This window comes from Macrococcus equi (assembly GCF_047426745.1).
GTDB lineage: Bacteria > Bacillota > Bacilli > Staphylococcales > Staphylococcaceae > Macrococcoides > Macrococcoides equi.
Map to the genome: position 1 here is coordinate 820,691 of NZ_CP179732.1, position 14,263 is coordinate 834,953.

Sequence of the window (14,263 nt, forward strand, 5' to 3'; positions counted from 1 at the left end):
ATGATTATTCCTCCCCTTTCAAATATACTATTGCTTCTTGATGTATACGATACTTGTCTAATGTTGAAACATGATTTCTTTTAGTAAGGCAATCATAGTTATTCCTTCTGACTTCATTTAGTATCTCTTTGTATACGAGCATAGATAATAATAGAGGTAGTCGTGCATGAATGTGATATTGGTTTATATAATGAAGGAATTCGTCATAAAGGGTTTCAGCATATTCAGCAAGATATTCCCACATATTGATGAAATCACTGTTGATCTCAAAGGATGCTAGTTGTTGATTTGTGTAGTTAAACTTATTCATAATCTGTTTTGGAATATAGACACGTTGGTATCGTTTAAAATCTTCTCCGATATCTCTCAAGATGTTAGTAATCTGCATCGCAATGCCTAGTTTTTCTGCATTTTCTTTCATTTCTAAAGTAACATTAGTCGAAAGAATCGGCAGCAGCATTCTTCCGACAGAACCTGCAACATACAAACTATAACGTTCAATATCTTTAATCGTTTCAGGTTGTGTATACATTAAATCCATCTGTTGACCTGTTATCTGCATCTTAAAAGCTGTCAAATCAAGGGGATATCGTTGATGTACATCTTTTAATGCGCGCCACATGGGTTCATCAATCAAGATTCCTTCTTCAAACTGGAGAAGTTTACTGTTAAAAGTATCAAGAACTGCTTTTCTATAATCAACAGAAGCAGTCTGGTCTACAATGTCATCAGCCATACGACAAAAAGTATATATTGCATATACTGCATTTGCATCATCTTCCGGGAGCTGCTTAAAAGCATAATAAAATGATTTTGAGTGACGTTTTATAATTTCTCTGCAATATTTGTAGTCTGTATAGATTGCATTCATAGTCTCACCTTAACCTTTATCATCCAGCATAAGCTCGCCTGCAGCAATTTTAGATGACAGGAGTACGATAGGTACACCTGCTCCTGGGTGGGTGCTGCTGCCAGTAAAATATAGGTTCTCACAGTGCGTGGCTTTGCTTTGAGGACGTAGATGATTACTCTGAAAAAGTGTAGGCTGCAAACCAAATGTTGCACCATTATAAGCATTGAAATTTTTCTTAAACTCAGCTGGTGTCATCATCATTTCAGTGATAATCTCATTCCTGATATTTTTCATACCAGGTAGTTTTTCTAACTTATCGAGAATCTTATCTTTATAGAATTTCCTTGTTTCCTCATTCCATTCATATTGTGCAGTAGAAAGCTCTGATACAGGCATAAGTACATATAACCCATCTTTATCAGGAGGTGCAAGTGATGGATCAATCTTTGAAGCAATATACATATAGAGAGATGGATCTTCTATCTTGCGCCCATCAAATATTTTTTTTATATTGTCATCCAAATCTTCAGCAAATACAAAGTTATGAACATTCTCAATTTCTTCATATTTACGGTTTGTACCTAAATATAAAACAAAGCATGAACATGAGTAATCTAATTCATCTATCTTCTCATCCGTATACTTTCCTTTAGCTTCTTTTGATGTCACAAGTGATTTCATAGCATATGGAAAATCAGCGTTACACATTACATAGTTTGAAGGTATAAGTTCATCATCTATCATAATTCCCTGGGCAATACCATCTTCTATTTTTATTTCCTGGACTTCTGTTTTATAGTGAATTTTACCCCCTAGCTCTATGAATAAGCGCTCCATGGCTTTTGCCATTGTATGCATTCCACCTTTAATAAACCAGATTCCATACAGAAACTCTATCATCGGGATAATTGTATATAAAGATGGGCTTTTAGAAGGTGAGATTCCGATGTACAATGTTTGAAAGCTAATCATATCTCTAAGCTTTTTATTTTTTATATACTTATTCATCGTGCTCTCTGCATTACCTAGTGTTCTCAACTTTAATCCCTGATTTATCATATTAAGGTTATAAAAATCTTTTTTATTTCTAAATGGCCTTTGAAGAAAATAATTTTTTGCAATATTAAAGCGGCTGTATAAATCGCTGATATATCTTAAGAATCCCTCTGCATCTTTTTCACTAGACATCTCAAAAAGTTGCATAAGTTCTACTAAATCATTGGAAATATCGATTTTCTCTCTTCCATTATTAAAATATCCTGAGAACATTGGGTTCAGTTTTTGCATCGGTATATAATCATCTGGATTTCTACCAGCCAGTTCAAAAACTTCCCGATACAATTCAGGCATCATTACAATTGTCGGTCCTAAATCAAAGAAAAAACCATCCTTTTCAATCTGATGCATTTTTCCACCAGGCAAAGACTCTTTTTCATAAATTTCTACATCATAACCTTCATGCTGCAAACGAATTGCACTAGCAAGTCCTGCTACACCAGCTCCTATAACTATTACTTTTTTCATATATTCCACCCCATGTTCTCATTTCTTTGTTGATACCAACTCCATACATCACCTTTGAGAATATAGTTAATTGAAGTCAAATCCTGTATACAAGTTTTACCTGACATGGTGAGAAGTATTATTAAATGCTCATTAAAATCATTAATATATTTAATTGCATCTTCTATACCTTCATTTTCAACTTTAAGTAATATTGGGCGGGAAATACCTACTGCTTGCGCACCAAGAACCATACATTTCAAAGCATCAAGTGGATTTCTAATGCCACCACTGGCTAAAACTTCTAATCCAGTTCCTTTACTTTCTAACAAGGATATAGCAGTAGTTTGGCCCCACCCTTTCATATAAGAGAAGTCTTTCAAGGTTCTTCTTTCATTCTCTATGTGAATAAAGTTAGTTCCACCACTTCCGCTTACATCTATCGTCGTTACTCCCACACTTTTAAGCTTGAGCATAGTCTCACGACTCATACCGAAGCCCACTTCTTTAACAATAATCGGAACATCTATCTCATTCACAATGGATTCAATATGACTTAGCCAATTACTAAATATTCTATTACCTTCAGGCATAATCAGTTCTTGAGGAGCATTCACATGAATTTGAAGTGCATCAGCCTGCAAGAAATCTACTGCCCTTTTAGCGAATTCTACAGGAACATCAGCCCCAACATTACTAAATAGAGGACCTTTGTATATATTACGGACAACTGAATAAGTTTCTTTTAATTGATTGCTTTTTAACGCTGCATGCGTAGATCCTACTGCCATTGCGCTATCAGTTTCACGCGCAACAATAGCAAGTTTCTCATTTATTTCTTGAGACCATTTACTTCCACCTGTCATTGCATTTATATAGATTGGAGTATTCAAATTGATACTATTAATTCTCGTGTTTAACTTAACATCTTTAACATCACATTCTGGTAAAGATTGATGAATAAGATGGATAGAATCAAAATCTGATACCTCTATATCTGGATGTCCTAGAGCCAACTGAATATGTTCATCTTTCCTCGAAATTCTTTTATCCACATAATCTCCCTCTTACTATTTAATCTTTATTTTCTATTTTGCTTATAGTGATAAATTTTTTCGAGTTTTGGCCTATTATAACGTTGTGTAATTATAAATGGAAAATTGCTAATTAATGCATAGAGTACGTTAATCCATGCTGCATAACGTGGATTAAATAAGAAAAATAACGGTGCAGGTAACATTGAGATCCAATGTGTAAACTCAGCACGTCGCATTTCAATGATGAATTTATTAATAGTCGAAGAGCTGAAGTCAGGTAATTCTGATTTGTTATAGCCGTGCTTTATAAGAATAGAACCATCAGGTAAAAATGATTTCCATTTTTTAACCTTGAATAACTCGTTCCAAATGTCACCTGATCGTTCAACCTTGAAAGTTTTAAATAATTTATTATGTTGAAAATATCTGTCTGAAATATTCGCTGATAGCGAGGCTATGATTATATGTGCTGTGAACCATGCTATACTATTTATAACTATTAGTTTAATAGGCCTCATAAATCCTCCTTTACTGTAAAACAGCTTAAATATAGCTGTGCCCATAATTAGCATTAATCTATAAATTGCTAACTATCACCATTATCATACCATTATATATTTTTATTAAGCGAGTATATAATACTCATAATAATTATATATATGATACCTTCTAATTATTTTAATGAATAAACTTCCTACAGTTTACATGTTATCAATTTATTCAAATTTTAGAAAAATATTATTTCCCTATAATTGTACAAAATACAATAATAATTGAAAGTTGTAATATAAGTCTTATCCGATGAGTAGTAACAGGTTTATAAAGTGGATTAACAAAAAGTTGTTAAAATTAGAAGTAAAGAATTCGGAGTATTGATTGATTTCTAAATTAAAATTAGTATTTTATATCTTAAATAATTTTCAATTCACACTCCATTTACTTTTGTACTTACAGTTTATCTAAAAATGACCGTCTATTTTTAGTTTGATTGTAAGATTAAAATCCTCTTTTAGTTCATTATAAAACACCTCTAAATTTGATTGATTTCAAATTTAGAGGTGTTCTGTATATCTTCGCTATCTTTATAAATTATGATTATATTCAAATAATATGTTTAGCTTCTAATGATTTTCACGTTTCTAACCATGGTATAGATAACTGCGATTAACTGTATAGTTATGCAAATTCCTATAACAATACTTAGAACATCCTTACTAATTCCATTTTCTATACTGATTGCAATAAAAGTAAAGATAAAAACCATCGGATAAATAAAATCACGATATTTTACAGCAATATATACAGCAAGTAATGTAGCTATTATCAACATAATTAGCGTCCATGTCAGTTCATTTAAGCTGAATACTGTCGACGTTCCACTTGACTTCACCCAGTTGAAGATATTAACTATAGTGGCAACAGTAGTCCAGGCAAAATAAATACCAAAGACAATTTTATCATAACTTCGATCTTGAACTTTTCTGTAAAGTACTATTAAAGTAATTAATAACCCTATAATCACTAATGTGGATAGCCATTTAGAATACTCTGAAAATACGTAAATCCATAAAGCATTCAGAACAAAGTTTGCAGCTGGCCAGTAGCCAAAAGAAGTTTTATAATCTGTTTTAAATAAATCAATTGTTAGAAGAACCAGCCATACTAACAATAGCACATAAATTAGCCCCCAAATGGAAAATGCCCATCCTGCAGGCTGAATCAGTGGCTGATATTTGTCTGCTTCATTACCAACATTGAATGAAGAAAGATAATTGATTGTCAACATACCAAGGAACATTAGCCAGTAAATGATAATTTTTATTTTATTCATAAGTCATACCCCTTCTATAAATTTTTTCTTAAATATAGACACAACATAACCTTAATAACTCTTCTATTATCACACCTCAATCCTACATAAGTAAATTTAAATTTTTGTTTTAGTTAGCAAATAACAAAAAGTAATTGTATTTAAGATTTTCACTTTAGATATTTTATTAATATTTTGATGAATCCTTTTCTCCCCCTAAATATCTATTCTCACAATTCACCTCTTATCGAGATAACAAATTAAAATACATCTTTATATTCAATATCATCATATGCATTTGTCCAGTGGAACGGCTGTAACTCTCTTAATCTCCTATATTCTAAATTTCCACTAACGTTAGAAATAGCCACCTTAATATTGTTTCCCCAATAAAGTAATCTTTCTTGGCATGTACCGCATGGTGTTAAAACTTTAAATTCACTATTTTCATCATCTCTTACAACACAGATACTATGTGTAATAATATCATCAAATTTATGAGCTTCTAAAATCGCTCCTGTTTCAATACATAATTCTGATGAAGCATTAATTACCTCGGGAGCAACTGAAATATAAATTTCACCTTTCTTGGAATACATGGCTGCAGCACCTCCCCATCCTTTAGGGAAACGTTTAATAATAAAAGATTTAGCTTCATCAAATAATTTTTGTTCGATATTCATATTATGTTCTCCTTTTCTTTGATAGCTATTTGAACAATATATTGTAACCCGTTCTTATCAAAAACTTTATTTTTTTCATTCCTATTTTTGATGCTACTTTTTGAGATGGCAAGTTATCTATAGTTGAATATGAATATATTTTTTCAAACCCCAAAACATTAAAAGCATGTTTCATACATGCTTTTGCCGCTTCTGATGCATAACCTTTATTACAGTATTCTTTGATAATATGAAATCCAATCTCGGGTAGAACCTCTCCATCAATATTCTGCATCGTTATACCACAGTCACCTAAAAAAGTTCCGTCTTCCTTTAGAATAACTGCCCATAAACCGCAATTATATGAAGCATAATTTTCGATATTCCATTTAATCCATTCTTCGACCTCATGTTCATTAAATGGATGATCATAGTATTGCATAGAATCATAATCAGACAATACTTTAGAAAGAGAGTATTTATCTTCTGTTCGTAATTCTCTTAAAATCAAACGTTCTGTTTCTAGTATCGTCATAAAAATCACACTCTCTATTTCAATAATTTATGTAAAGTGTATTCAAAAAACGTTATTGAAGATTGTTAAAAACCACATCATTTGTGATAACTCTCAGCGTATCGGTTAAGAATGAGGTTTTTATAAAAATTAAATGCCAATTCTCAAGTGATGAGAATTGGTATTTATTCTATATTCTTCATTTTATCATAATCAATCCGAACTCCTCGAAGTTCTAAAGCTTCTTCTGCTACATAAAGTAATTCCTCAAAATCATGATTATCATCACTTAAATCTAGAATTCCTGATTCTAGAATCTTTTTATAATATAATTCTCCTCTTGAGACAACATAACACTTAGTATATAAAATTGCATCTTCAGATAAGTAATCATCATTTTCTACTAAGGGATCATACACTTTTAAAACAGATAGATTTTCAATTATTATTAGTCTCCCTATATTGAAAATTATTGAAATTTAATATTAGTAATTTTCTATGGCTTGTTTGATATCTAAATGTGCTTCAGAAATAATAACATTGTTATTTTTCCTACTCATAAATTCATTCATTTCAAATCTATAAAATTATCTTCAAAGATTATTAAAATCTTATAATTCTGTTTATTTTAAATATTTGATATTATCAGAATATTTTTGTAATATAATTATCAAATTTAAGGAGATGATATTATATGAGTTCATTAGAAAAGATTAATAGGTACTTTGAAAATCAAAATGATCAAGAAGAAAAAGTATTTAATTCATTACCTGATGTAAATATCATCCATTATAGTAATTTTGATGATTTAATAGCTATAGGAGATGAAATATATGATTCATTTAAATAATAGAAAAATAAAAATACCTAGTATTTTTTTGTTGTGGTGTGGCCAAGGGATCTCTTCATTATTTTCAGCTTTATACAGTTTTGCTTTATCGTGGTATGTAATCGAATTAACTGATTCGTCTCTTCAAATGGGAATGATACTTTTTATATCGATGATCCCTAAAATATTTTTTTCGTTATATTCCGGTGTAATTGGAGATAGAGTAAATAAAAAGTACTACTTAATTTTATTAAATTTTATTCGTTTTGCTGTAACTATTTTATGGAGTCTATCCCTTATCCATAGGCAAATCACGATAATAGAAATATATACACTGACACTCTTCTTATCTAGTATTGATGCATTTTTTAACCCTGTCTACAGCGCGCTCATACCTGAGTTATTAAAAGAGAAAAATTTATCAAGAGCTGCTTCTTTTAACCAAATGATCAATAGAATTTCTATGATTTTAGCTCCATCTCTGGCAGGAATACTAATCATCTATTTTCAATTAAATGAATTCATCGCTATCAACTCAATTGGTTTTCTCATAGCGGCAATTTTTACTTTTTTTATCACTTCAATAAACAGCAAGCTTAATACTCAAAAAAATAACATTATAGAAGATTTCAAAACAGGGCTTCATTATTTTATTAAAACTAAGTATCTGTTTTGGTCAGTTATCTTGATTACAATAGCTAACATCGGTGTAGTTAGCTACAATGTAAATCTTGCTAATTATATCAATCACTCATTAAAATTAAGTTCAAATGTTTATGGCATTACTTTAACTTCTTTTTCATTAGGTTCATTTGTATCATTAACTATTTTAACCGCCGTTAATCTTAATAAGTCACGAGGTAAATTATATATATGGAGTTTACTCGCAGGAGGATTACTATTCTTTTTAATTCCTTATGTACATTCACCTACAGGTCTTTATACTGTATTCTTCCTAATAGGATTTTTATTTTCAATAACGAGTACTATTTCTACAACTATTCTATTTTCAGTTGAGGAAGAAGAATATCGAGCGAGAATATTAGGGATTGCTAGTATATCTAGCTTGTTATCCCCTATTGGTATGATTATTTGGGGAGCTATAGGAGACGTATTATCTCCAGGATGGGCTATGGGGATATCTGGATTTATCATTATTGCTACTTCGATATCAGGTATGTTAACACAACTCTATAGGTATAGCTGAGCTTAAATAATTTATATATGTAAACCCCCTAAAGTTATAATTTTTAACTTTAGGGGATATTTATTTGTATGAATCGTACAATTTTTGTTTATTTCTTGAAACTTTTTAAAAACCTCATCATTTGTGATAACTTTCAGCGTATCGGTTAAGAGTGAGGTTTTTAAGTCTACTTTAGTAAATGTTCTATGAAATCCGTTAAATATGTTTCGGCAAATGCTGCAATGATAAATAAAGGTAGTGCAATAAATACATAAACTCTGATCAAGTTATGCATAGCTTCTGAAATAGATAGTCCATATCTCTTTTCTTTTCTGAAAAAATTACTTACCTTTCTAACGATTGATTGGTTCAATGTCCATAGTCCGCTTGCAACAAAACAAAATGCTAGAATTTCTATCATTGCATGTGGAGTAGATGACAATACTAATATCCAGCCAAAATCAGGTAGTAGATGAATGGCAAAACCAAATATAATTCCAGTAATGATTGTAGTAGATATTACATTTAAGAAATAAAGAAATGGAATAGGTATTAGAGATAGAATAAACATTTGCAATGGTACAATAAACCCATTATTTACTACATACATCCATACCTTATCAAGTCCTTTTAATTCTGCTGAATTTGGAGGTAACTTACTGGTTATATCTTTAAATAATTCTTCTGATGGATAAAATATTAGTGAAATAATAAAAGTTAAAATGGCCACTAACATCATGATGCCATAAATAATAAAGGCTCTCTTAATATAACTTAATCCTAGATTTTTCATATACTACCCCTTTTTAAAAATATTTTAGATATCTTTTGATTTCATTTTTTGAATTTCATTTCTATATCTTTCTTTCCTCTTTTGAAAACCAAAGTAATAGTCAACAAGTAAGATAAAATTACCTATTATTGCTCTATACCATGGATAATCTACATCTTGGTTTACGTATTTAAAATTATAGATTACATATAAGTTAAAAATTATTGGGACAACTAATCCTAGTAATTTGTTATCACGAGAAGCTAAATAGCGTTGCAATCCAAATAAAACTAAAATTTAAAAAATCAATTCAATAATATTAAACATTTGTTACCTCCATAATCTGTATTATGACATTAGCTTACAACACTTTTTAATAAAGTTAAAGTATTTTTTAATTTTATTAAAAATATTATTGTTTAAATATTGATTTTTATTAATATAAGCCTTAGAATGAATTTAAAGATTGGGGGAGCAAGATGGAAAGAAATGAATTACCAGACTGGTTATTAAAATTAGATAAAGAAGATATTGAATTTATGAAGAACTTTGTTTTAGAATCAGGTTCATTAAAAAGCATCGCCAAAATGTATGATGTTTCATATCCAACTGTAAGGATTAGACTTAATGCTTTGATCCAAAAAATAGAGTTAGCTTCACAAGAAGAAAACTCAGGACTAGTAAACTATGTGAAATCTTTGGCTATTGATGAAAAATTAAGTTTAGAAGAGGCTAAGAAAATCATTAATCTATATAACAGTGAAAAGGAGCAATAAAATGACAGAACATATTATAAATGCTTTAATATTTGCAGCGATATTAGCTTCACAATATTTTTTATCCAAAACAAAGTATAAAATTCTAGGTCTCATTGTACCTATTTTGTGTACAGTATATGCAGTTTATCTATATGTAAATGAAGCTTGGCCATTATGGGCTTTAGGGTTATTATTGTTAATCGCATATGTATTATTATTTTCTCAATATGAGAATGGACAGAAAGACTATAACAAAAAGAGACAAGATGAATTAATTAAAATGAGAAGCAAAGATTTATAATCTCTTCTTTTCTTCAACTTCACGTTAGATTTTACGATTGAATTATCATTTAAGAATTCGGTAAAAGAATATACCAAGAAAGCTGACCGTTGTTATTGGTCAGCTTTCTTAATCATTCCATCATTTTCTTTAATAATTTTTTCTAGCACTTTATCTGCTCTTCCGACAAAGGTCAAATTTTTGGGAAAATCAAACTCGATAATAACTCTTTCTCCTGGTTTAATCGTTTCTTCAGATTCAGTAAATTTCAGATCTTTATTCATAAATATTATCCTCCTTAGAGATGTTCTATTTCGTATAAAAGATTTCATTCACAGTCATTTCAAAGTATTCACTTAAAGCTAATGCCAGTTTTAGGGTTGGATCGTATTTATCTTGTTCTATAGCAATAATAGTTTGTCGCGTTACACCCATTGATTTTGCTAATTGCTCTTGGGTTATTTTTCTCTCTTTTCTTATAATCTTCAAATTATTTTTCATCAGCTTAAATATCCATTTACCAAACCTAGTACAAGACAAATTGCAAATACTAGGAACATTGTTATTACAATAGGTTTTATTTTGTCATTTCCCATTTTACTTTTCATCATCATTATATTAACTCGATAAACTATCAACATTGATAACATCACTAAAAATGAATTAGAAAGACTACCGTTAACGACAAAGTGAGAGATACTCATAATCAGCAGCATTCCTATACCGAATATCCAACTCAATTTAATACTTTGGTTTGATTGATGTAATTCCATCTCATCTGGTTTTCTCATCTAAATCCCTCCTCAAAATGTTAAAAGTTCTTTACATTCTTATAGTATAATTTTTACACTAAAATGTAAAGAACTTTTAACATTTATCATTCCCAACATATTTTCCTCTTTACTCTAACGTCGCGTTATACCTTACGATTTAAGTAAGGAGGTGATGACATGGAATTCTATCAAATGCCGTTGTTTAATAAAATATTGGTGAGAGATATTGAAAAAGCTGAGAAGTGGTATCGTCACACTTTAGGATTTCAAAGTGTATTCAAGTTTCGTAATGAATCAAATGAAGTAATAATGAATCATCTAAGACTGAAAAAATATCAGGATATTATGCTGATTCAGTCTGAGGACTTTACTAGTGGAAATGGTTGCTTCATTAATATTCTTGTTGATGAAGTCGAAACCATTGCAAAGTCGATATCCGAGAAGTATGTATTACAACCGTTAGAACAGATGCCGTGGAATGCTATTGAGATGACCATTATTGATCCTGATGGTTATCAAATAACATTAACAGAATCGAATATTAGTGGTGAGGATTTTGAGAAGTTAATGAATAGTGTTTCAAAAAAATATTAAAATAAACAGTAGCGATTTAATTTTTATATCGCTACTGTTCTATATTATTAGATATCAAACTTATATTCACCCATATTATAAAAATGTTCAGTCTGCCATTTCTGACTAGCCTTTGCAGTTTTATTCAAATCTGTTACCCATGGTGGATACACTCTAAAAGCCATTTTTCCTTTTGATTTTTCTGACTGAATAATACCTTTCTCAGTTAAGACTCCAACAGGAAAGATAAACTGCCCTTCATTATGATTGTCTAGAATATTAATTACTAGGTAATCACCAATATCATTATCGTTAAAAGGCGTATTTTTATTAAGGGAATCCTTCTTCCATATAGTAACGAAATATCCTGGTTTCTTCGGTGTTTTCTTAGCTAATCTACTTTTAATATTAATTAGGTCAGATGTAATTTGCATGCCTTCGTATTCACAATTCCATTTGTCTTTCTTTAAAACGGCCTTACTATTCATAAATATGTCATCCCATATTTTATACGTATTATATGTATTCATTATAGTACTCTCCACATTTTTTACTTACTAAATTACTAATCTAAGTTTTTGGATAACCTTTGCATAAATTATTTATTAACCTAAGTATTTTAGAAGTTTTTTATTTACCGTCATTACCTTTTCTCTTCAGATTTCATTTCCATATTTATTTATTCTATAGTAAGCAAAGATAATAAATATTATATAACCAATTAATGCAGGTAATGAAGCTTCTATACCGAAGTCCCCTCCAGTTATTATAAATGAATGGGAGATAAGTTCATAAGAAAAGATTGCGTGAGCACTATTATCATTACCAATATGCATTATCGATCCAATAAATACAGTATTCCATAATCCATGAACAATTGCACTATTCCATATAGATCCGGATTCAACAGCAATCAGCGAGAAAAGAATACCCACCAACGTTCCAGCAACCAATAGTTGTATAAAACTTAGAACATTCATAGGATTTCCTATCGTGTGTAAAGCACCAAACAGAATGGACGGACACACTATTGCTATAAAACGATTAAATTTATTTTCAAGCAATGACATAATCACTCCACGAAACACCATTTCCTCAACAATAGCAGGTGCTATACCATAGCAAATAATAGAAGTGAATAATACTTTTAACATTTGAATAGTAGATACATTCGCTGTCTTCCATTCGCCACCACTAAAAATTAAAAATAGCAATACAATAGTTGGAAGTATTATCGCTGAAGCAATCCAAATACCTTTAACTTTAAAAGGAAGTATCCTAATATCTGTTAAATTAATCTTCAATACTTTATGACATAAAAGAAAAATCAATAAAAATGCAAAAATAATATATAGAATTGCTGAAAATACTGCTCCAAATACCGTTATAGACATAGCAACTACTTGCGCAATAATTAATGCAAGAATTGATAAAAAAATTCCTCCGAATAGTTTTCTATTTGAAATACGTTTATTTAAATGCATATTTGTTCCTCACTTTAAATTTATTATCAATTTTATTATAAACTAATGTAAAAGAAATTGAATTCCATTTTAAAAAGACAAAAAACTAATTCTGTGATATTATTACCATAAAATTACTTGGTAGGAGGAGTGTCTAATATGTTTGAGTGGATTATGGCTACTATAAGCGAAGAACTGTTGCTTGATTATCTTGCATATTACCTTATTGCCTTTACACCTTTATTCTTAGCACTTCTCTATACTCTATTTAACGTTAAAGTTACAATTAACCTTATTTGTCGCTTTAAGATTGAACCAGCCAGACAACTAATAGAACAGTTCATCTATTACTGGAATCCACCAATCTTAAGATGGCGAATTCGTTGTTTAGCAAAGTTAGCGGATGATGAGGACGCTATTCCATTATATTAATCATAAAATTAATATAATGGAGGAAAAATAATTGAAAAAATATTTCGCTTTAACAATAATAATGATTGCTTTACTCTTAAGTGGCTGTGGTGTTCAGAATGAAGGATTATTTCACCAGTCACTAGTAGAACCATTTATATTTCTTATTAAATATTTTGCTCAATTTTTCGGGAATAGCTTTGGTATCGGAATTATTTTGGTTACATTATGTGTGAGGATACTACTGATGCCTCTTATGTTTTATTCATTCAAAAAACAACGAATGGTTCAATATAAAACAAAAAAATTCAAACCTGAGACAGATCGTATTAATAAAAAGTTGCGCGAAGCAACTACTCCTGAAGAACGTCAGAAATATACACAAGAACTTATGGCATTGTATAAGCGTGAAGGAATAAATCCTGTGAATACTGGATGTCTACCTGTACTCATCCAAATGCCAATACTAATGGCATTGTACTTTGCGATATCGCATAATAGTGATATTGCGAAACAGAGCTTCTTATGGTTTAGCCTTGGAACGCCGAATATTTTAATGGGGATAATTGCAGCTGTTTTATATTATCTTCAAATGAAGCTTTCTCTACGCTATATTTCCGGGGAAATGAAATCTCAAATGAAACTCATGGCGTTTATCAGTCCTTTAATGATTCTTATCCCAAGTCTCACATTACCGGCAGCAATGCCAGTTTATTGGGCGACTGGAGCGGTAATTATGATAATTCAGCAATATCTCTCTAATAAATATTTCGATTATCATGAAGAAGAGCTTATTTCAAATAAATAAAAACAAACCATACTTTGATAACTTTAAATCA

General features: G+C 30.3%; 21 protein-coding genes. 7 read left to right on the plus strand and 14 right to left on the minus strand.

Going from position 1 to position 14,263, the window contains the following annotated elements:
- Positions 1-4: 4 nt before the first annotated feature.
- The 8 genes from ACMGE6_RS04325 to ACMGE6_RS04360 all read right to left on the minus strand — a co-directional run bounded on the left by ACMGE6_RS04325 (position 5) and on the right by ACMGE6_RS04360 (position 6,798).
- Positions 5-871: a phytoene/squalene synthase family protein gene (locus ACMGE6_RS04325; RefSeq protein WP_414054578.1), complete on the minus strand. Its 867-nt coding sequence runs from the start codon at positions 869-871 to the stop codon at positions 5-7.
- 9 nt (positions 872-880) lie between these two features.
- Positions 881-2,377, minus strand: coding sequence for a phytoene desaturase family protein (locus ACMGE6_RS04330; RefSeq protein ID WP_254257021.1), 1,497 nt, complete (start codon positions 2,375-2,377; stop codon positions 881-883).
- Positions 2,374-3,411 carry a type 2 isopentenyl-diphosphate Delta-isomerase gene (fni, locus tag ACMGE6_RS04335; protein WP_414054579.1) on the minus strand — a complete coding sequence of 346 codons (1,038 nt, stop codon included), beginning with the start codon at positions 3,409-3,411 and terminating at the stop codon, positions 2,374-2,376. The genes ACMGE6_RS04330 and fni overlap by 4 nt, the downstream gene beginning before the upstream one ends.
- A 26-nt stretch (positions 3,412-3,437) precedes the next feature.
- The gene (locus ACMGE6_RS04340; protein ID WP_254257019.1) at positions 3,438-3,911 is read right to left on the minus strand and encodes a glycosyl-4,4'-diaponeurosporenoate acyltransferase; all 474 of its coding nucleotides are present in this window, start codon (positions 3,909-3,911) and stop codon (positions 3,438-3,440) included.
- Positions 3,912-4,507: 596 nt separating this feature from the next.
- Complete coding sequence (locus ACMGE6_RS04345) at positions 4,508-5,224, minus strand: tryptophan-rich sensory protein (protein WP_414054580.1); 717 nt, start codon at positions 5,222-5,224, stop codon at positions 4,508-4,510.
- Between the two features lie 239 nt (positions 5,225-5,463).
- A complete protein-coding gene (locus tag ACMGE6_RS04350; protein ID WP_414054581.1) occupies positions 5,464-5,886 on the minus strand; it encodes a cytidine deaminase in 423 nt (140 codons plus the stop codon).
- Between the two features lie 25 nt (positions 5,887-5,911).
- Positions 5,912-6,400, minus strand: a complete 489-nt coding sequence (locus ACMGE6_RS04355; RefSeq protein ID WP_414054582.1) for a GNAT family N-acetyltransferase — start codon at positions 6,398-6,400, stop codon at positions 5,912-5,914.
- 164 nt (positions 6,401-6,564) lie between these two features.
- Complete coding sequence (locus ACMGE6_RS04360; protein WP_414054583.1) at positions 6,565-6,798, minus strand: hypothetical protein; 234 nt, start codon at positions 6,796-6,798, stop codon at positions 6,565-6,567.
- A gap of 275 nt (positions 6,799-7,073) precedes the next feature.
- Between ACMGE6_RS04360 and ACMGE6_RS04365 the strand changes: the two genes are divergently transcribed.
- On the plus strand, positions 7,074-7,229 hold the full coding sequence (locus ACMGE6_RS04365) for a hypothetical protein (protein ID WP_414054584.1): 156 nt from the start codon (positions 7,074-7,076) through the stop codon (positions 7,227-7,229).
- Positions 7,213-8,415: an MFS transporter gene (locus ACMGE6_RS04370; RefSeq protein ID WP_414054585.1), complete on the plus strand. Its 1,203-nt coding sequence runs from the start codon at positions 7,213-7,215 to the stop codon at positions 8,413-8,415. Before ACMGE6_RS04365 ends, ACMGE6_RS04370 begins: the two co-directional genes overlap by 17 nt.
- Before the next feature lie 166 nt (positions 8,416-8,581).
- On the opposite strand, the gene ACMGE6_RS04375 is transcribed toward ACMGE6_RS04370, so the two are convergent.
- Positions 8,582-9,187 carry a stage II sporulation protein M gene (locus ACMGE6_RS04375; RefSeq protein ID WP_414054586.1) on the minus strand — a complete coding sequence of 202 codons (606 nt, stop codon included), beginning with the start codon at positions 9,185-9,187 and terminating at the stop codon, positions 8,582-8,584.
- Between the two features lie 458 nt (positions 9,188-9,645).
- Between ACMGE6_RS04375 and ACMGE6_RS04380 the strand changes: the two genes are divergently transcribed.
- Both ACMGE6_RS04380 and ACMGE6_RS04385 read left to right on the plus strand, forming a co-directional pair.
- A complete protein-coding gene (locus tag ACMGE6_RS04380) occupies positions 9,646-9,942 on the plus strand; it encodes a DUF2089 family protein (RefSeq protein ID WP_414054587.1) in 297 nt (98 codons plus the stop codon).
- Between the two features lies 1 nt (position 9,943).
- Positions 9,944-10,225 (plus strand): hypothetical protein, encoded by a 282-nt coding sequence (locus ACMGE6_RS04385; RefSeq protein WP_414054588.1) that lies wholly within the window; start codon positions 9,944-9,946, stop codon positions 10,223-10,225.
- 92 nt (positions 10,226-10,317) lie between these two features.
- Here the strand turns inward: ACMGE6_RS04385 and ACMGE6_RS04390 are convergent, their stop codons facing one another.
- From ACMGE6_RS04390 to ACMGE6_RS04400, 3 genes are read right to left on the minus strand one after another with little or no spacing between them, the layout of a single operon-like run.
- Positions 10,318-10,488 (minus strand): hypothetical protein, encoded by a 171-nt coding sequence (locus ACMGE6_RS04390; protein WP_414054589.1) that lies wholly within the window; start codon positions 10,486-10,488, stop codon positions 10,318-10,320.
- Between the two features lie 25 nt (positions 10,489-10,513).
- A complete protein-coding gene (locus tag ACMGE6_RS04395; RefSeq protein WP_414054590.1) occupies positions 10,514-10,705 on the minus strand; it encodes a helix-turn-helix transcriptional regulator in 192 nt (63 codons plus the stop codon).
- On the minus strand, positions 10,705-10,995 hold the full coding sequence (locus tag ACMGE6_RS04400; protein WP_414054591.1) for a hypothetical protein: 291 nt from the start codon (positions 10,993-10,995) through the stop codon (positions 10,705-10,707). The genes ACMGE6_RS04395 and ACMGE6_RS04400 overlap by 1 nt, the downstream gene beginning before the upstream one ends.
- 159 nt (positions 10,996-11,154) lie before the next feature.
- Between ACMGE6_RS04400 and ACMGE6_RS04405 the strand changes: the two genes are divergently transcribed.
- Positions 11,155-11,571 carry a VOC family protein gene (locus tag ACMGE6_RS04405; protein ID WP_414054592.1) on the plus strand — a complete coding sequence of 139 codons (417 nt, stop codon included), beginning with the start codon at positions 11,155-11,157 and terminating at the stop codon, positions 11,569-11,571.
- 47 nt (positions 11,572-11,618) lie between these two features.
- On the opposite strand, the gene ACMGE6_RS04410 is transcribed toward ACMGE6_RS04405, so the two are convergent.
- Entirely contained in the window at positions 11,619-12,080 is a 462-nt protein-coding gene (locus ACMGE6_RS04410) for a MepB family protein (RefSeq protein WP_414054593.1), read from the minus strand.
- Between the two features lie 126 nt (positions 12,081-12,206).
- Positions 12,207-13,034, minus strand: a complete 828-nt coding sequence (locus tag ACMGE6_RS04415; protein ID WP_414054594.1) for a CPBP family intramembrane glutamic endopeptidase — start codon at positions 13,032-13,034, stop codon at positions 12,207-12,209.
- 138 nt (positions 13,035-13,172) lie between these two features.
- Between ACMGE6_RS04415 and ACMGE6_RS04420 the strand changes: the two genes are divergently transcribed.
- Entirely contained in the window at positions 13,173-13,445 is a 273-nt protein-coding gene (locus ACMGE6_RS04420) for a hypothetical protein (RefSeq protein ID WP_414054595.1), read from the plus strand.
- Positions 13,446-13,476: 31 nt separating this feature from the next.
- Positions 13,477-14,232, plus strand: coding sequence for a membrane protein insertase YidC (gene yidC, locus ACMGE6_RS04425; RefSeq protein ID WP_414054596.1), 756 nt, complete (start codon positions 13,477-13,479; stop codon positions 14,230-14,232).
- Positions 14,233-14,263 lie beyond the last annotated feature (31 nt).